Raw genomic sequence first — 15619 nt, 5'->3', positions numbered from 1 at the left:
CAGAGTAAATAAGTAACAAACGATATACAACCCAGAAATGGTAAAGGCACCGTTAAGGTGCCTTTTGGGTGGATGGTCATGTCATGTTAATGACGACGATACTCATTGACATGGAAATCACCAGATTCAATTTTGGCGATTCCTGCTTCTAATATCGAAATAAATTGTCTGGCAACATCAGTAGTTAACCAGAGTGTCTGACCAACTTCAGTCCCTTCCTGCTCGGACTTATTTGGGGTCTGGTAGTGCAAACGCAACATCAGCGCATCATAGCTATCAACGGTGCTGATGTCCCACCCTACGAGCGGATGAGTCTGAATGACTTCATTGTTTTTTTCCATCATGGCCCCCTAATTCGTGTTACTAGACAACGTTATTCGAGGTTCAATGCGTTTTTATCTGAAGCAACTTCAGTATATCAATAAATATGGCTATTCACCGAAATTTTAAAGGGGTAGTGAGATATTTTTTTGCTTTTAAGATTTATATGAACAATAAAACAGCATGTCGTTCATATTTTTTTAGCATATTGTGCAATTATTTTGAGGGAGTGTAAAATTTGTACGAACAATCTTAAAATATAAAAAAGCCGGGGCGACCCGGCAAAAACAAACATCACTGCATATTATTCGCTAACAAACCAGTCATCGGCGCTTTCCCACGTTTCTTGTAGAATTTCGCTAATGCGCTGTTTATCTTCTTTTGTTGCGCCAATAACCGATAAATTATTTGCCGCAGCATATCGTACCGATACGTGACCTTCATTGTCCGGAAACGCATACTGAATGCGACGAGAAAGTTCACCCGCCAGAGCGTCAATGGCCCCAGTGGGTAGTGGAGAAGTTTTCGCTATGGTGACTTCAATTCGCATAATAGCCCCCTGTTGAATATACTGGTTATTTATACAGGTAAAATAACCTAATGACAACAGGAAGCTACGATTTTTATTGTTTAACGGACCAGCGTACCGTTTCCCCGGCGAGGAATGGCACCAGTGTGTCATCAGTCAGTGCGATGCTTTCAGCAACCTGTTGCTCTTCACGTACCAGTTCGATGAATGTGTCGTTGACCGGTAATCCATAGAATTTCGGCCCGTTTAAAGAACAGAATGCTTCAAAATGCTGTAGTGCATTCATCTCTTCAAATACGGTTGCATAGCTACCCAGCGCCGATGGCGCGTTAAAGCAACCAGCACAGCCGCAGCTACTCTCTTTACGATGACGAGCATGAGGCGCGGAATCGGTACCCAGAAAAACGCGATCAAAACCACTGGCGACCAGCTCACGCAGCGCCTGTTGGTGAATATTGCGTTTGAGGATCGGCAGACAGTAGAGATGCGGACGCACACCGCCAACCAGCATATGGTTACGGTTAAACATCAGATGCTGGGGAGTAATGGTGGCGGCCAATAGTTCATTTCCGTCACGAACATAGTCAGCAGCATCTTTGGTGGTGATGTGCTCAAAAACAACTTTCAGCGCGGTCAGGCGCTGGCGTAGTGGCTCCATGACCGTCTCAATAAAACGCGCTTCACGGTCAAAAATGTCGATGTCAGCATGGGTCACTTCACCATGCACCAGCAGCGGCATACCGATTTTTTCCATGCGCTCAAGTACTAGCATGATTGCGTCAACCGACGTCACGCCGTGGCTGGAGTTGGTGGTGGCGTTCGCAGGGTAAAGTTTTGCGGCGGTGAACACGCCTTCGTTAAATCCACGCTCCAGCTCATTGGGGTCCAGCGAGTCTGTTAAATAACAGGTCATCAGCGGGGTGAAATCGTGTCCGTCCGGTACGGCGTCAAGAATACGTTGGCGATAAGCCACAGCAGCCTCAACGGTTGTTACAGGCGGTGCCAGATTGGGCATAACGATGGCCCGACCATAGGTTTCGCTGGTATACGGCACGACAGTTTTTAACATGTCGCCATCGCGGAGGTGAAGGTGCCAGTCGTCTGGGCGGCGGATCTTTAATACCTGGGATGGTGCAGTCATTAATTTCTATGCTCCGGCTGAAGGGATGTTTTTGCCGGACACAAAGGATAAGCGGAAACGTTTTCCTTTGCACGAAAAATAAAGGGCGCAAATACGCCCTCGTAATTAATCAGTGAACGGAATGACTATTTCACCTGGTTTCACTTCAATACCTTTTGCCAGTTTTTTAGCCATTGCTTCGCCTTTGCTGCCATCTTCGCGCAGGATGTAAGCCGGCTGCTGGTTAAAGTAATTGCGTAATGCCTGATTCAAATAGGGAAGTAACGTTTGCATCACGGTTTGCATTTTTTCCGGCTGCACGGTCGCGTCGACCACTTCCATCTCTTTCAGGAAGATGGCGCCTTTCTCTTTATCAAACACAGGCAGCGCTTTCAGCTTCAGTTTCATGGTTGCTTTTTGGCTACCGAACAGAGAGTTCATATCCAGATTGGCGTCCCCGGTTAGGGTAACCTTATTAGGTTCTTCACGACCAATTTGGCTGGTCAGGTTTGTCAGCACTATATGGGCGTCAGCCACGCCGGGCAAACCGATATCTTTTGAGAAATTATTATGTTTCGCAAGCGACTGGTTAATCTCTTGTTCGGTGATGGTGTATTGGGTGAGTTGATTACAGCCAACGAGCAGGCCACTGACGATTAATGCAGCGGCAAATAAAAACTTGTTCATGGTAGTCCTCGACATGAAATCTGCGTCAATATCCTGACACAACGCAGCATGTGTCACCAGCGATAAACTCGCCAGCAGAAAAAACTGAAAACAGCGGCAACCCGCGAATACAGGCTGCCGCGGCAGGTCGGGATTAAATCGCCATTGATGATAGTAAATTGATTTGCGTCTGTTTAGCCATGTTATCGCGGTAATCAGCGACGCGGCTTGGCCAGTTTATTCCCGCAACCAGCGTCAGATTACGCAGCAGCGGAAAAAGTTGAATGTCATCTTCCGAAAGCTCGCCATTTACGGCGTTTGGCTTGACGATGAGTTTATCCAGTGCACGTAAATCATCGCTGATATTTTTAATTAACCCATCAGAATGAGAGAGTAGCTCGGCAAAATTACCCGCGCTGGCCTCTTTCTTGTCGATGAAGTATTTGCGTGCGGCGGGAGTAGAAAACTCATCAAAAGCCGATTTGGCAAAACGCGGCAACAGCAGTTTATTGGCATAGCCGTTGACCTTGCGCAGCCACTCTTCAATGGCAGGGGAGCGTTTACCCGTCAGTAACGGTTTGCCGTCGAGCTTATCAACATAGTGAACAATGTCCATGCTTTCTGGCATATAGCGGCTGTCATCTTTTTGCAGAATGGGAACCTGTTTTTGACCGACCATCCGGGTGGGTGTTTCTGCATCGTCGTTGAGCAGAACGTGTAATTCGACGGGGATATTTTTCAGGCCGAAAATCATGCGGGCTTTGAGGCAGTAAGGGCAGTGATCGTAAATATATAGCTTCACGTGACTCCTCCATTTGGCTGTCAGTTCACTTTCAGTATGGAGGAGTCAGGGGGGAGTATCAAATCAGGCGTCGTGTTCCAGCAACCGACGCGCGGCACGTTTATGGCTAAATTGCCAGCCCAACGCAAGGAAGGTGATGATGCCAATAACGCCCAACATCATCCACGGCAACTCCGGTTGTTGCGTGGATTTACCCAGGTCAAACAGCCAGCCGCCGCCGATATAGCCAATAGCGCCGCCTATCGCCAGGCCCAGCCGACTAAATCCCATATAACTGCCGCGCGCTCGTGCATCTGCTAACGAGGCGCTAAGAGTTTCACGCGCAGGTTCGGCAATGATCGAGCCAATATAAAACAGACAAATCAGGGTGAAAAGTTGTTGCAGGCCGCTGACCATGCCCACGGGTATCATGCTTAATGACATCACCAGTAGCCCCGCCATCAACCGGTGTTCCAGACGAAAACGCTTTTCGCTCCAGCGGGCGATAGGGTAGAGCAACGTTAACGACAGACACGCTTCGATGGCATACATCCATTTAACGGCAGAGGGCGCTCCGGCAACGTCGTTGACCATAATTGGCAGCATCAACATCACCTGCACAGCCAGCATGTAGTAGCCCGCGAGTGTCAGGACATAGGTGACAAAACGTTTATCGCGCATCACGCGGGTCATGCCTTCGCGGACTGGCGTACGCACGGTAGAGAGTTTCCATGCGGGCAACAGCCAGGCGTTAAACGCTGCACACAATACAAACAGAATTGCCCCCGTGGCGCAGACCAGGCGAAAATCGTATTGCAATAACCAACTCCCCAACAGCGCGCCAATGACCGCACCGGCACTGTCCTGCATCATCAACAGGGAGAAAAAACGGCCCCGTTGTTCCGGACGAATTAATTTCACCACCAGCGCCGAACGCGGCGGATCAAATAACGTACCGCCGAGGCCCGAGAGCAAACAAGAAAACCACAGCATCCAGGGCTCATGGGCGATGCCCATGGTGGCGAATCCGGCGGCGCGCATCAGCATACCGGTAACGATCATCGGTTTAGCGCCAAAACGGTCGGCAATAGCACCACCGAAAATGCCTAATCCTTGCTGAATGAACTGACGCAGACCGAGGGCAATACCGACCATTACGGCGGCCCAGCCCATTTGATCAACGAAGCGGATAGAGATCAGCGGGAAGACAACAAAGAACCCCAGCACGACCAGCATATTATCGACGAGAAGGAAATATTTACCCAGGTTCCTCGCCTGCGACACGCGCGACATTTCCCCTCCCGGGAAATAAAAGATGAGCACTTTCTATTCTGCATTGCTGCTAAGATTTTTCCCATCATATCGGGGACAATATTTTTTTATCAAAACGTCGCTTTGATAGAGAATTTTTATCCAATATGTGAATAATGCAGAAAATGGCATTTTGGACTTTTCACAGGCTCTGGTTGCGCAGGTATAGTAATACTTACAGCGTATTAAAGACGTTACGGGAAGGAGTAGGTATAGAATGTTTGGCTATCGCAGTAACGTGCCAAAAGTGCGCTTAACCACCGACCGACTGGTCGTGCGTCTGGTGCATGAACGTGATGCCTGGCGACTGGCGGATTATTACGCAGAGAATCGCCATTTCCTGAAGCCCTGGGAGCCGGTGCGCGATGAAAGCCACTGCTATCCTTCAGGCTGGCAGGCCAGGTTAAGCATGATTAACGAATTTCATAAACAGGGCTCAGCCTTTTACTTTGGATTATTTGATCCAGATGAGAAAGAGATTATCGGCGTAGCCAATTTTTCCAATGTGGTACGCGGCTCTTTTCACGCCTGTTATCTCGGTTATTCGATCGGACAAAAATGGCAGGGTAAAGGACTGATGTTTGAAGCTCTGACCGCCGCCATTCGCTATATGCAACGCACCCAACATATTCATCGCATTATGGCCAACTATATGCCGCACAATAAACGCAGCGGTGATTTGCTGGCGCGGTTGGGGTTTGAAAAAGAAGGCTATGCGAAAGATTATTTGTTGATTGATGGAAAATGGCGCGATCACGTACTGACGGCATTAACCACCCTGGACTGGACGCCCGGCCGCTAAGGAGAATTTTATGAAGTATCAACTTACCGCACTGGAAGCCCGTGTGATTGGCTGTTTGCTGGAAAAACAGGTGACGACGCCGGAGCAATACCCGCTTTCCGTGAATGGCGTGGTAACGGCCTGTAACCAGAAAACAAACCGTGAACCGGTAATGAATCTGAGCGAATCCGAGGTACAGGAGCAACTGGATAATCTGGTAAAACGCCATTATCTGCGCACGGTGAGTGGCTTTGGTAATCGAGTCACCAAATATGAACAGCGTTTCTGCAACTCTGAGTTTGGTGACCTGAAACTTAGCGCCGCAGAAGTCGCATTAATTACCACCTTGTTGTTGCGCGGTGCTCAGACGCCAGGTGAACTGCGCAGTCGCGCGGCGCGGATGTATGAATTCAGCGATATGACGGAAGTAGAAACGACGCTGGAACAACTGGCTAATCGCGAAGATGGGCCTTTTGTCGTTCGTCTGGCTCGCGAACCGGGTAAACGCGAAAGCCGCTATATGCATCTTTTCAGTGGCGAGGTGGATGATCAGCCTGTGCTTACAGAAACGTCGGACGCGGTTGGTGGTGATTTACAATCCCGCGTCGAAGCCCTGGAAATCGAGGTGGCAGAACTGAAACAGCGTCTTGATTCGTTGCTGGCCCATCTGGGAGATTAACGTGAAAAAATTACGTATCGGCGTAGTGGGTTTAGGCGGCATCGCGCAAAAAGCGTGGCTGCCAGTGCTGGCAGCAGCGTCTGACTGGACGCTACAGGGGGCGTGGTCGCCAACGCGTGAGAAAGCTATCTCAATTTGTGAAAGCTGGCGCATTCCTTACGCCGATTCGTTATCTAACCTTGCCGCCAGTTGCGATGCGGTATTTGTCCACTCCAGCACCGCCAGTCATTTTGAGGTGGTCAGTGCGTTATTAAATGCAGGTGTACATGTCTGTGTCGATAAACCGCTGGCGGAAAATCTGCGCGATGCTGAACGGCTGGTTGAACTCGCAGCGCGCAAAAAACTGACACTGATGGTCGGCTTTAACCGCCGTTTCGCGCCGCTGTACTGTGAGTTAAAAACGCAGCTTGCCACCGCAGCCTCGTTAAGAATGGATAAACATCGTACCAATAGCGTCGGGCCACACGATCTTTATTTCACCTTGCTGGATGATTATCTGCATGTGGTTGATACCGCACTGTGGTTGTCTGGCGGCAATGCAACTTTCGAAAGCGGTACGTTGCTGACCAATGAGTCCGGCGAAATGCTGTTTGCCGAGCACCATTTTTCGGCAGGTCAGTTACAAATCACCACCTGTATGCATCGTCGTGCCGGAAGTCAGCGTGAAGCGGTGCTGGCAGTGACTGAAGGGGCATTAATCGACATCACCGATATGCGTGAATGGCGTGAGGAGCGTGGGCAGGGCGTGCTGCATAAACCGATTCCTGGCTGGCAAAGTACCCTCGAGCAGCGTGGATTTGTCGGTTGCGCGCGCCATTTCATTGAATGCGTGCAAAATCAGACAGTTCCGCAAACCGCGGGTGAACAGGCGGTGCTGGCGCAGCGCATCGTTGATAAGATCTGGCGCGATGCGATGAGTGAATAAACCCTGTAACATCTGGCGGTAGCAATTCACCATAATCCAGGTAGACTATTCGCCTCTTTCAGCGCCTGCCTTGCAGGCGTTTTGCCCGTGGGTCTGGATTAGAACACCGATGAATTTATTAAAATCGCTGGCCGCCGTCAGCTCGATGACCATGTTTTCGCGTGTGCTTGGCTTCGCACGCGACGCTATTGTCGCCAGAATATTTGGCGCAGGGATGGCAACCGACGCCTTTTTTGTCGCGTTCAAACTTCCTAACTTGTTACGCCGTATCTTTGCTGAAGGGGCATTCTCCCAGGCTTTCGTGCCGATTCTGGCGGAATATAAAAGCAAGCAGGGTGAAGATGCTACGCGGGTCTTTGTCTCCTATGTCTCTGGCCTGCTGACACTGGCGCTGGCAGTTGTGACGGTCGCCGGTATGCTCGCCGCGCCGTGGGTGATCATGGTTACCGCGCCGGGCTTTGCGGATACTGCCGACAAATTCGCACTTACCAGCCAGTTATTACAGATTACCTTTCCTTATATCTTATTGATTTCACTGGCATCGCTGGTGGGGGCAATTCTGAATACCTGGAACCGTTTCTCGATTCCGGCATTTGCCCCAACGTTACTCAACATCAGCATGATTGGCTTTGCGCTGTTTGCTGCGCCGTACTTTAATCCACCCGTGCTGGCGCTGGCGTGGGCAGTTACGGTGGGCGGCATCCTGCAACTGGTTTATCAGCTACCGCATCTGAAGAAGATTGGTATGTTGGTATTGCCGCGCATTAACTTCCACGATGCCGGGGCGATGCGCGTAGTGAAACAGATGGGGCCGGCGATTCTTGGCGTCTCTGTTAGCCAGATTTCCTTAATCATCAACACTATTTTTGCCTCATTTCTTGCCTCCGGCTCGGTGTCATGGATGTATTACGCCGACCGTTTGATGGAGTTTCCGTCTGGTGTACTGGGCGTGGCGCTGGGGACCATTTTGCTGCCGTCGCTGTCGAAAAGTTTTGCCAGCGGTAATCACGATGAATACAACCGTCTGATGGACTGGGGGCTGCGTCTTTGTTTCCTGCTGGCGCTGCCAAGTGCGGTGGCGCTGGGCATCCTCTCCGGTCCGTTAACTGTTTCGCTGTTCCAGTACGGTAAATTTACCGCCTTTGATGCGTTGATGACCCAGCGGGCGTTAATTGCCTACTCGGTAGGTTTGATTGGCCTGATTGTGGTGAAAGTGCTGGCTCCGGGCTTTTATTCACGGCAGGATATTAAAACGCCGGTGAAAATTGCCATCGTCACGCTGATTTTGACGCAATTGATGAACCTTGCATTTATCGGCCCGTTGAAACATGCCGGACTGTCGCTTTCCATTGGTCTGGCGGCGTGTCTGAATGCTTCGCTGCTTTACTGGCAGTTGCGTAAGCAGAAAATCTTTACTCCACAACCCGGCTGGACTGCGTTTCTGCTGCGTTTACTCGTGGCGGTTCTGGTGATGTCTGGTGTGCTTTTAGGCATGTTGCATATTATGCCGGACTGGTCGTTAGGCACTATGCCCTGGCGTTTACTGCGTTTGATGGCGGTCGTTGTTGCGGGAATTGCAGCGTACTTTGCCGCACTGGCCGTGTTGGGCTTCAAAGTAAAAGAATTTGCTCGTCGCACTGCTTAACGTAGAATTCCGGCCTGCATCGCAGGCCGGAGAAAATCTTCAAATAGAAATCTTTTTACCACCGCGCCAGGGTGTTGAGGTCTGACCGTTCGCCCCGTACAGTGTCGGCTCCTGATGCGGTTTCAGCATTTCCAGTGCCTGTTGATTGCGCTCAATCTGCCCTTCCAGTAGCCAGCCGTTATGCTGATTTAACTGGCGCAATTGCTGCGTTTTCTCGGTGATTTCCTGCCAGCATTGCGCAATATCTTCACTTATTTCTGTATCCGGTGCCTGTCGACGCAGCTGTTCCAGGTAATCCAGAGTCGCCAGCATTGAGCTTTTTTGTTCTGTAATATGTTGCAACTGGCTACCGGTGAACTGCCCCATAGAGAGATGTTGCTGCTCCTGGACCATCACTATATTAAGCTCGTTAAGCACCACAGACATCTGGTTGAGAATCTCAGCAAGACGCGGCATCTGATTATTTACTCATTAAATCTTGTTGCACTTCGTTGATCAGCGCATCGGCAATTTTGCCGACATCCATTTTTAGTTCACCATTACGAATCGCCAATTTTAATGCTTCAACGCGTTCAAGATTGATATCACTGCTGCCCGGTTGCATCAGTGTGGCCTGCGCATCGCTTAACTTGACGTTAGTACTGGCGGTAGCCGTCGTTTTTGCTGCGCGGGTATTGGCTACCGGAGCGTCACTGGTTTCACGTGGCTGAACGGTGCTTACAGGCTTCAGGGGGGAAGTGCGGTCAATACTCATGGTTTATTCCTCATTGAGGGCGCTTTATCATTTGTTGCTTATTTATCGGCAATGGACGGGCAATCTTTAATAGCTTACAGGTTTATAAGAATATTCCCATCGGCATCCACTACGCCACTGACTACCTGACCCGATATCATTCTCACGCGGGCTTTTTGCGCGACAGAAGCGTTATTCAGCGCCAGACCTTCAGCATTTGCACTGAACCCATCGCCACTGGCAATCACGTTAACGCGTTGTCCTGCTTTTACCCGCCAGGCCTGACGCAGCATAGTCAGCTGTATAGGTTGTTCGGGGACCAAATCGCGCAGGCTAACCGCATCAACCAGTTGATTAACATCCAGAACGGTACGCGGCGGTAGTGTATCCAGTCTGCCACGTTTAAGTTTTACACTGCCAGCGTCAAGCTTTCCCCCACGCACAACAGGCATTGCTGCAACAACATAATTCCCTGTCGCCTGTACATTCACTTGCACGTAATGCTTATCGTTGCCACAACGTGCCAGCACATTCACATTGCCCCACAGGCGGGCGTTATTAGTCATGGAAAGCAGCGGCTGTTCGCATGGCGGCAATAAATTGGGAGCAGTACGAATAGAGACGTGGACCTCATCACTTAGCCCTGCCAGTTGTGCAACGAAAAAGGTTTGCAATTGTGAGGGAAAATCGCCAGCCGCACTAAGTGGACTGAACAACATCATGATGATCGCCACACAGCGCATTATTGTCAGCATTTTTGCCCCCGGCCATTTTCACAGCCTGAATTGTACCCGTACGCAATGACCATCAACGGCATAAATAGCAACCCATTTTGCTTTTATTCCGCCGATAACGCGCGCGTAAAGCCTTTAAGCTGACGGCAGAATTTTGATATCTGCGGAGGAGATATGCTCGATAAGCTCGACGCCGCCTTACGTTTTCAACAAGAGGCACTCAATCTGCGCGCCCAGCGTCAGGAAGTGCTGGCGGCAAATATCGCCAATGCCGATACCCCTGGTTATCAGGCGCGCGATATGGATTTTGCCAGTGAACTTAAAAAAGTGATGCAGCGCGGGAGAGATGAAACCAGCGTGGTCGCGCTGACGTTGACCTCGTCGCAGCATATTCCAGCACAGGCGTTGTCACCTCCTGCCACAGAATTGCAATACCGTATTCCGGACCAGCCTTCACTGGACGGCAATACCGTGGATATGGATCGCGAACGCACCCAGTTTGCCGATAACAGCCTGCAATACCAGATGAGCCTTAGCGCGTTGAGCGGGCAAATCAAAGGCATGATGAACGTATTACAAAGCGGAAATTAACGGATGGCACTGCTGAATATTTTTGATATCGCCGGATCGGCGTTAACCGCTCAGTCTCAGCGTCTGAACGTGGCTGCCAGCAACCTGGCCAACGCCGACAGCGTGACGGGGCCAGATGGTCAGCCGTATCGGGCAAAACAGGTGGTGTTCCAGGTGAACGCCGCGCCAGGGGCTGCGACGGGCGGAGTCAAAGTGGCTGACGTGATTGAAAGCCAGGCCCCGGACAAACTGGTCTATGAACCGGGTAATCCGCTGGCGGACGCGAAGGGCTACGTGAAAATGCCAAATGTCGATGTGGTCGGCGAGATGGTTAACACCATGTCGGCGTCGCGCAGCTATCAGGCCAACGTTGAAGTACTCAATACGGTGAAAAGCATGATGCTGAAAACCCTCACGCTCGGTCAATAAAGGAGAAAGTCATGTCCATTGCGGTAACCACCACCGATCCGACAAATACCGGCGTCAGCACTACCAGCAGTAGTTCGATTACGGGCAGTAACGCCGCCGATTTACAGAGCAGCTTTCTGACTTTGCTGGTGGCGCAACTGAAAAACCAGGATCCGACCAATCCAATGGAAAACAACGAGCTGACGTCACAACTGGCGCAAATCAGCACGGTCAGCGGGATAGAAAAGCTCAACACCACACTCGGTTCGATTTCCGGGCAGATTGATAACAGCCAGTCACTACAGGCCAGCAACCTGATTGGTCACGGCGTGATGATCCCCGGCACCACCATTCTTGCCGGTACTGGCAGTGAAGAAGGGGCGGTGACCACCACCACGCCGTTTGGTGTTGAGCTGCAACAGGCTGCAGATAAAGTAACCGCAACCATAACCGATAAAAATGGCGCAGTTGTGCGCACCATTGATATTGGTGAGCTCAGCGCCGGAGTCCACAGTTTCACCTGGGACGGCACGTTGACTGATGGTACGACCGCGCCGAACGGTTCTTATAACGTGGCAATTAGTGCCAGCAACGGCGGTACGCAGTTGGTTGCCCAGCCATTGCAGTTTGCGCTGGTACAGGGCGTGATTCGCGGCAATAACGGTAACACGCTGGATCTCGGCACTTACGGCACCACCACCCTCGACGAAGTACGGCAGATAATTTAAGCCTTCACATTTCAGGAGTCAGTCATGGCCTTTTCTCAAGCGGTTAGCGGATTAAACGCTGCCGCCACCAATCTCGATGTTATTGGCAACAATATCGCCAACTCCGCCACCTATGGCTTTAAATCCGGCACGGCCTCTTTTGCTGATATGTTTGCTGGTTCGAAAGTGGGACTGGGGGTAAAAGTTGCAGGCATCACTCAGGATTTTACCGATGGCACGACCACAAATACTGGTCGTGGGCTGGACGTTGCTATCAGCCAGAACGGTTTTTTCCGTCTGGTAGACAGTAACGGTTCGGTGTTTTACAGCCGTAACGGACAATTCAAACTGGATGAAAACCGTAACCTTGTGAATATGCAAGGTTTACAGTTGACCGGGTATCCGGCAACCGGTACGCCTCCGACCATCCAGCAAGGGGCGAATCCGGGCAATATTTCGATTCCAAATACCTTGATGGCGGCGAAGACCACGACCACGGCGTCCATGCAGATTAACCTTAACTCCAGTGATACGCTTCCTACCGTTACGCCATTCAGCGCCAGTGATGCCGATAGCTATAACAAAAAAGGTTCGGTAACGGTGTATGACAGTCAGGGTAATGCCCATGACATGAGCGTCTACTTTGTGAAGACGCAAGATAATACCTGGGATGTTTACACCCAGGATAGTAGTGCTCCAAACAGCATTGCAACGATAGCGACAACACTGGAATTTGATGCCAATGGTGTTCTGACGTCGGATCCAACAAAGGATATTACCACTGGCGCGATTAACGGCGCAGATCCTGCGACATTCTCCCTCAGCTTCCTCAACTCTATGCAGCAAAACACCGGCGCTAACAATATTGTGGCAACCACCCAGAACGGTTACAAACCGGGCGATCTGGTGAGTTATCAAATCAACGATGACGGCACGGTAGTCGGGAACTATTCGAACGAACAAACCCAATTGCTGGGGCAGATTGTGCTGGCCAACTTTGCCAACAACGAAGGGCTGGCATCAGAGGGGGACAACGTCTGGTCTGCAACGCAATCTTCTGGTGTCGCGCTGCTGGGAACCGCCGGGACCGGCAATTTTGGCGCACTGACCAACGGCGCCCTGGAAGCGTCCAACGTCGATCTCAGCAAAGAACTGGTCAATATGATTGTCGCCCAGCGTAACTATCAGTCTAACGCTCAGACCATCAAAACTCAGGACCAGATCCTCAACACGCTGGTTAACTTACGCTAATTGCTGACGGGATAGCTCGATGGATCACGCAATCTATACCGCGATGGGCGCCGCCAGCCAGACGCTGAATCAACAGGCGGTGACCGCCAGCAATCTGGCGAATGCCTCCACGCCCGGTTTTCGCGCGCAGTTAAACGCCTTGCGTGCAGTGTCGGTGGAAGGGCTTTCTCTGCCCACACGCACTCTGGTGACGGCATCTACGCCAGGTGCAGATATGACGTCCGGCAAGATGGATTACACCTCGCGCCCCCTGGATGTTGCGTTGCAGCAGGATGGCTGGCTGGCCGTGCAGACCGCTGACGGCAGCGAGGGGTATACGCGTAATGGCAGCATTCAGGTTGATCCCGGTGGACAACTGACGATTCAGGGGTATCCGGTGATTGGCGAGGCGGGGCCGATTGCCGTGCCGGAAGGGGCGGAAATTACTATCGCCGCCGATGGCACCATTTCGGCGCTCAATCCGGGCGATCCGGCAAATACCGTTGCGCCAGTAGGACGGTTGAAACTGGTGAAAGCCACGGGCAGTGAAGTGCAGCGTGGTGATGATGGGATCTTTCGTTTGAGTGCGGAAAGTCAGGCCACGCGTGGTCCGGTGTTACAGGCTGACCCGACGTTACGGGTGATGTCGGGCGTGCTGGAAGGTAGCAACGTCAATGCCGTTTCGGCAATGAGCGACATGATTGCCAGTGCGCGGCGTTTTGAAATGCAGATGAAAGTAATAAGCAGCGTCGATGATAACGCTGGTCGCGCCAACCAACTGCTGTCGATGAGTTAATTGAAAGGATACATGACAAACATAAGTTGCCCGACGGGCCTGCGGGATGATTCGCAATTTATTGATTTTGCGAGCTCTTGTAGACCGGATAAGGCGTTAACGCCGCATCCGGCAAGAAGACATATGCGATTTGTCAGCAATCCACTACAGGACATTTTATGATCAGTTCATTATGGATCGCCAAAACGGGCCTCGACGCCCAGCAAACCAATATGGACGTCATTGCCAACAACCTGGCAAACGTCAGTACCAATGGTTTCAAGCGCCAGCGGGCGGTGTTTGAAGATTTACTTTATCAAACTATTCGCCAGCCTGGCGCACAGTCTTCCGAACAAACTACCTTGCCATCCGGGTTACAAATCGGTACGGGGGTGCGTCCGGTCGCCACTGAACGCTTACACAGCCAGGGCAACCTGTCGCAAACCAATAACAGCAAAGATGTGGCGATTAAAGGGCAGGGCTTTTTCCAGGTCATGCTGCCGGATGGCTCATCAGCCTATACTCGCGACGGCTCTTTTCAGGTGGATCAGAACGGACAACTGGTGACGGCGGGCGGTTTTCAGGTGCAGCCAGCAATCACCATTCCGGCGAATGCGTTAAGTATTACCATTGGTCGTGATGGCGTGGTCAGCGTTACCCAGCAAGGCCAGGCTGCTCCGGTTCAGGTTGGACAACTCAATCTCACCACGTTTATGAACGACACTGGCCTGGAGAGCATTGGCGAAAACCTCTACACCGAAACACAATCCTCCGGCGCACCGAACGAAAGCACGCCAGGTCTGAACGGCGCGGGGCTGTTGTATCAAGGATATGTTGAAACGTCTAACGTCAACGTGGCGGAGGAACTGGTCAACATGATTCAGGTACAGCGCGCCTACGAAATCAACAGTAAAGCGGTATCCACCACCGACCAGATGCTGCAAAAACTGACGCAACTCTAAAGCATACCGGTAGGGCAACTTACCGGTTTATTGATTTTTGAAGATGATAGCCATGCGAAAAAAATACGGCATTTCCACCTTGTTGGTGCTTTCACTGACCGGCTGCGCCTGGATCCCGTCTACCCCGCTGGTGCAGGGGGTGACCACGGCACAACCTGTACCCGGCCCGACGCCCGTCGCCAATGGTTCCATTTTTCAGTCTGCCCAGCCGATTAATTATGGCTATCAGCCGTTATTTGAAGATCGCCGACCACGCAATATCGGCGATACGCTGACTATTGTGTTGCAGGAAAACGTCAGCGCCAGCAAGAGTTCGTCTGCTAATGCCAGCCGCGACGGAAAAACCAACTTCGGGTTTGATACTGTGCCGCGCTATTTGCAGGGGCTGTTTGGTAATGCCCGTGCCGACGTCGATGCCTCTGGCGGTAATAGCTTCAATGGTAAAGGCGGGGCAAATGCCAGCAATACCTTTAGCGGTACCTTGACCGTGACGGTTGATCAGGTGCTGGTCAACGGCAACCTGCATGTGGTGGGCGAAAAACAGATAGCCATTAATCAGGGTACGGAATTTATTCGTTTCTCCGGCGTGGTCAATCCACGCACTATCAGTGGCAGCAACACTGTACCGTCAACCCAGGTGGCAGACGCGCGCATTGAGTACGTTGGCAATGGCTACATTAACGAAGCACAAAACATGGGCTGGTTACAGCGTTTCTTCCTTAACCTGTCTCCAATGTAAGTG

At 51.3% G+C, this 15619-nt stretch carries 20 protein-coding genes; 11 read left to right on the top strand and 9 right to left on the bottom strand.

Translation table 11 applies throughout. The features are described from left to right. Nucleotides 1-86: 86 nt before the first annotated feature. The 6 genes from bssS to mdtH form a co-directional block, all read right to left on the bottom strand. Nucleotides 87-341 (bottom strand): biofilm formation regulator BssS, encoded by a 255-nt coding sequence (bssS, locus tag AACU94_RS10980; RefSeq protein WP_000414435.1) that lies wholly within the window; start codon nucleotides 339-341, stop codon nucleotides 87-89. A gap of 284 nt (nucleotides 342-625) precedes the next feature. Then, nucleotides 626-871: a DNA damage-inducible protein I gene (dinI, locus tag AACU94_RS10975; RefSeq protein ID WP_001217771.1), complete on the bottom strand. Its 246-nt coding sequence runs from the start codon at nucleotides 869-871 to the stop codon at nucleotides 626-628. Nucleotides 872-944: 73 nt separating this feature from the next. Beyond that, complete coding sequence (gene pyrC / locus AACU94_RS10970; protein WP_135489426.1) at nucleotides 945-1991, bottom strand: dihydroorotase; 1047 nt, start codon at nucleotides 1989-1991, stop codon at nucleotides 945-947. Nucleotides 1992-2096: 105 nt separating this feature from the next. Next, the gene (locus tag AACU94_RS10965) at nucleotides 2097-2657 is read right to left on the bottom strand and encodes a lipoprotein (RefSeq protein ID WP_064528527.1); all 561 of its coding nucleotides are present in this window, start codon (nucleotides 2655-2657) and stop codon (nucleotides 2097-2099) included. A 133-nt stretch (nucleotides 2658-2790) separates the two neighbouring features. Then, nucleotides 2791-3438, bottom strand: coding sequence for a glutaredoxin 2 (gene grxB, locus AACU94_RS10960; protein ID WP_064670262.1), 648 nt, complete (start codon nucleotides 3436-3438; stop codon nucleotides 2791-2793). Between the two features lie 63 nt (nucleotides 3439-3501). Then, a complete protein-coding gene (mdtH, locus tag AACU94_RS10955) occupies nucleotides 3502-4710 on the bottom strand; it encodes a multidrug efflux MFS transporter MdtH (protein WP_130215870.1) in 1209 nt (402 codons plus the stop codon). Nucleotides 4711-4945: 235 nt separating this feature from the next. On the opposite strand from mdtH, the gene rimJ reads away from it, so the two are divergent. The 4 genes from rimJ (at nucleotide 4946) to murJ (ending at nucleotide 8758) form a co-directional block, all read left to right on the top strand. Beyond that, the gene (gene rimJ / locus AACU94_RS10950; protein ID WP_135384679.1) at nucleotides 4946-5530 is read left to right on the top strand and encodes a ribosomal protein S5-alanine N-acetyltransferase; all 585 of its coding nucleotides are present in this window, start codon (nucleotides 4946-4948) and stop codon (nucleotides 5528-5530) included. A gap of 10 nt (nucleotides 5531-5540) precedes the next feature. Further along, nucleotides 5541-6188 (top strand): YceH family protein, encoded by a 648-nt coding sequence (locus tag AACU94_RS10945; protein ID WP_064528533.1) that lies wholly within the window; start codon nucleotides 5541-5543, stop codon nucleotides 6186-6188. A 1-nt stretch (nucleotide 6189) separates the two neighbouring features. Beyond that, nucleotides 6190-7113, top strand: coding sequence for a Gfo/Idh/MocA family protein (locus AACU94_RS10940; protein ID WP_135489425.1), 924 nt, complete (start codon nucleotides 6190-6192; stop codon nucleotides 7111-7113). A 109-nt stretch (nucleotides 7114-7222) separates the two neighbouring features. Continuing rightward, the gene (murJ, locus tag AACU94_RS10935; RefSeq protein ID WP_130205507.1) at nucleotides 7223-8758 is read left to right on the top strand and encodes a murein biosynthesis integral membrane protein MurJ; all 1536 of its coding nucleotides are present in this window, start codon (nucleotides 7223-7225) and stop codon (nucleotides 8756-8758) included. Nucleotides 8759-8797: 39 nt separating this feature from the next. Here murJ and flgN read toward each other — a convergent pair whose 3' ends face one another. From flgN to flgA, 3 genes are all read right to left on the bottom strand, one after another. Beyond that, nucleotides 8798-9214, bottom strand: coding sequence for a flagella biosynthesis chaperone FlgN (gene flgN / locus AACU94_RS10930; RefSeq protein ID WP_130205509.1), 417 nt, complete (start codon nucleotides 9212-9214; stop codon nucleotides 8798-8800). A gap of 4 nt (nucleotides 9215-9218) precedes the next feature. After that, on the bottom strand, nucleotides 9219-9512 hold the full coding sequence (flgM, locus tag AACU94_RS10925; RefSeq protein WP_130205511.1) for a flagellar biosynthesis anti-sigma factor FlgM: 294 nt from the start codon (nucleotides 9510-9512) through the stop codon (nucleotides 9219-9221). Nucleotides 9513-9586: 74 nt separating this feature from the next. After that, the gene (gene flgA, locus AACU94_RS10920; protein ID WP_135489424.1) at nucleotides 9587-10246 is read right to left on the bottom strand and encodes a flagellar basal body P-ring formation chaperone FlgA; all 660 of its coding nucleotides are present in this window, start codon (nucleotides 10244-10246) and stop codon (nucleotides 9587-9589) included. A gap of 153 nt (nucleotides 10247-10399) precedes the next feature. On the opposite strand from flgA, the gene flgB reads away from it, so the two are divergent. From flgB to flgH, 7 genes are all read left to right on the top strand, one after another. Further along, a complete protein-coding gene (gene flgB / locus AACU94_RS10915; RefSeq protein WP_130216143.1) occupies nucleotides 10400-10816 on the top strand; it encodes a flagellar basal body rod protein FlgB in 417 nt (138 codons plus the stop codon). Between the two features lie 3 nt (nucleotides 10817-10819). Further along, complete coding sequence (gene flgC / locus AACU94_RS10910) at nucleotides 10820-11224, top strand: flagellar basal body rod protein FlgC (protein WP_001196460.1); 405 nt, start codon at nucleotides 10820-10822, stop codon at nucleotides 11222-11224. Between the two features lie 11 nt (nucleotides 11225-11235). Then, nucleotides 11236-11931 (top strand): flagellar hook assembly protein FlgD, encoded by a 696-nt coding sequence (flgD, locus tag AACU94_RS10905; protein WP_064528545.1) that lies wholly within the window; start codon nucleotides 11236-11238, stop codon nucleotides 11929-11931. A gap of 24 nt (nucleotides 11932-11955) precedes the next feature. Further along, nucleotides 11956-13161 (top strand): flagellar hook protein FlgE, encoded by a 1206-nt coding sequence (flgE, locus tag AACU94_RS10900; protein ID WP_130215880.1) that lies wholly within the window; start codon nucleotides 11956-11958, stop codon nucleotides 13159-13161. Between the two features lie 19 nt (nucleotides 13162-13180). Further along, complete coding sequence (gene flgF, locus AACU94_RS10895; protein ID WP_135489423.1) at nucleotides 13181-13936, top strand: flagellar basal-body rod protein FlgF; 756 nt, start codon at nucleotides 13181-13183, stop codon at nucleotides 13934-13936. Between the two features lie 158 nt (nucleotides 13937-14094). After that, nucleotides 14095-14877, top strand: a complete 783-nt coding sequence (gene flgG, locus AACU94_RS10890) for a flagellar basal-body rod protein FlgG (RefSeq protein ID WP_000625837.1) — start codon at nucleotides 14095-14097, stop codon at nucleotides 14875-14877. 43 nt (nucleotides 14878-14920) lie between these two features. Further along, on the top strand, nucleotides 14921-15616 hold the full coding sequence (flgH, locus tag AACU94_RS10885; RefSeq protein WP_130222889.1) for a flagellar basal body L-ring protein FlgH: 696 nt from the start codon (nucleotides 14921-14923) through the stop codon (nucleotides 15614-15616). Nucleotides 15617-15619 lie beyond the last annotated feature (3 nt).

This window comes from Escherichia sp. E4702 (assembly GCF_963883545.1).
Taxonomy (GTDB): domain Bacteria; phylum Pseudomonadota; class Gammaproteobacteria; order Enterobacterales; family Enterobacteriaceae; genus Escherichia.
The sequence above is the reverse complement of the archived record's forward strand: the minus strand, read 5'-3'. Positions and strand labels throughout refer to the sequence as shown.

What these genes read in the sequence shown, in the direction of transcription:
- bssS (WP_000414435.1), bottom strand. Translation starts at nt 341, where the DNA reads ATGGAAAAAAACAATGAAGTCATTCAGACTCATCCGCTCGTAGGGTGG.
- dinI (WP_001217771.1), bottom strand. Translation starts at nt 871, where the DNA reads ATGCGAATTGAAGTCACCATAGCGAAAACTTCTCCACTACCCACTGGG.
- pyrC (WP_135489426.1), bottom strand. Translation starts at nt 1,991, where the DNA reads ATGACTGCACCATCCCAGGTATTAAAGATCCGCCGCCCAGACGACTGG.
- AACU94_RS10965 (WP_064528527.1), bottom strand. Translation starts at nt 2,657, where the DNA reads ATGAACAAGTTTTTATTTGCCGCTGCATTAATCGTCAGTGGCCTGCTC.
- mdtH (WP_130215870.1), bottom strand. Translation starts at nt 4,710, where the DNA reads ATGTCGCGCGTGTCGCAGGCGAGGAACCTGGGTAAATATTTCCTTCTC.
- rimJ (WP_135384679.1), top strand. Translation starts at nt 4,946, where the DNA reads ATGTTTGGCTATCGCAGTAACGTGCCAAAAGTGCGCTTAACCACCGAC.
- AACU94_RS10945 (WP_064528533.1), top strand. Translation starts at nt 5,541, where the DNA reads ATGAAGTATCAACTTACCGCACTGGAAGCCCGTGTGATTGGCTGTTTG.
- murJ (WP_130205507.1), top strand. Translation starts at nt 7,223, where the DNA reads ATGAATTTATTAAAATCGCTGGCCGCCGTCAGCTCGATGACCATGTTT.
- flgN (WP_130205509.1), bottom strand. Translation starts at nt 9,214, where the DNA reads ATGCCGCGTCTTGCTGAGATTCTCAACCAGATGTCTGTGGTGCTTAAC.
- flgM (WP_130205511.1), bottom strand. Translation starts at nt 9,512, where the DNA reads ATGAGTATTGACCGCACTTCCCCCCTGAAGCCTGTAAGCACCGTTCAG.
- flgA (WP_135489424.1), bottom strand. Translation starts at nt 10,246, where the DNA reads ATGCTGACAATAATGCGCTGTGTGGCGATCATCATGATGTTGTTCAGT.
- flgB (WP_130216143.1), top strand. Translation starts at nt 10,400, where the DNA reads ATGCTCGATAAGCTCGACGCCGCCTTACGTTTTCAACAAGAGGCACTC.
- flgC (WP_001196460.1), top strand. Translation starts at nt 10,820, where the DNA reads ATGGCACTGCTGAATATTTTTGATATCGCCGGATCGGCGTTAACCGCT.
- flgD (WP_064528545.1), top strand. Translation starts at nt 11,236, where the DNA reads ATGTCCATTGCGGTAACCACCACCGATCCGACAAATACCGGCGTCAGC.
- flgE (WP_130215880.1), top strand. Translation starts at nt 11,956, where the DNA reads ATGGCCTTTTCTCAAGCGGTTAGCGGATTAAACGCTGCCGCCACCAAT.
- flgF (WP_135489423.1), top strand. Translation starts at nt 13,181, where the DNA reads ATGGATCACGCAATCTATACCGCGATGGGCGCCGCCAGCCAGACGCTG.
- flgG (WP_000625837.1), top strand. Translation starts at nt 14,095, where the DNA reads ATGATCAGTTCATTATGGATCGCCAAAACGGGCCTCGACGCCCAGCAA.
- flgH (WP_130222889.1), top strand. Translation starts at nt 14,921, where the DNA reads ATGATAGCCATGCGAAAAAAATACGGCATTTCCACCTTGTTGGTGCTT.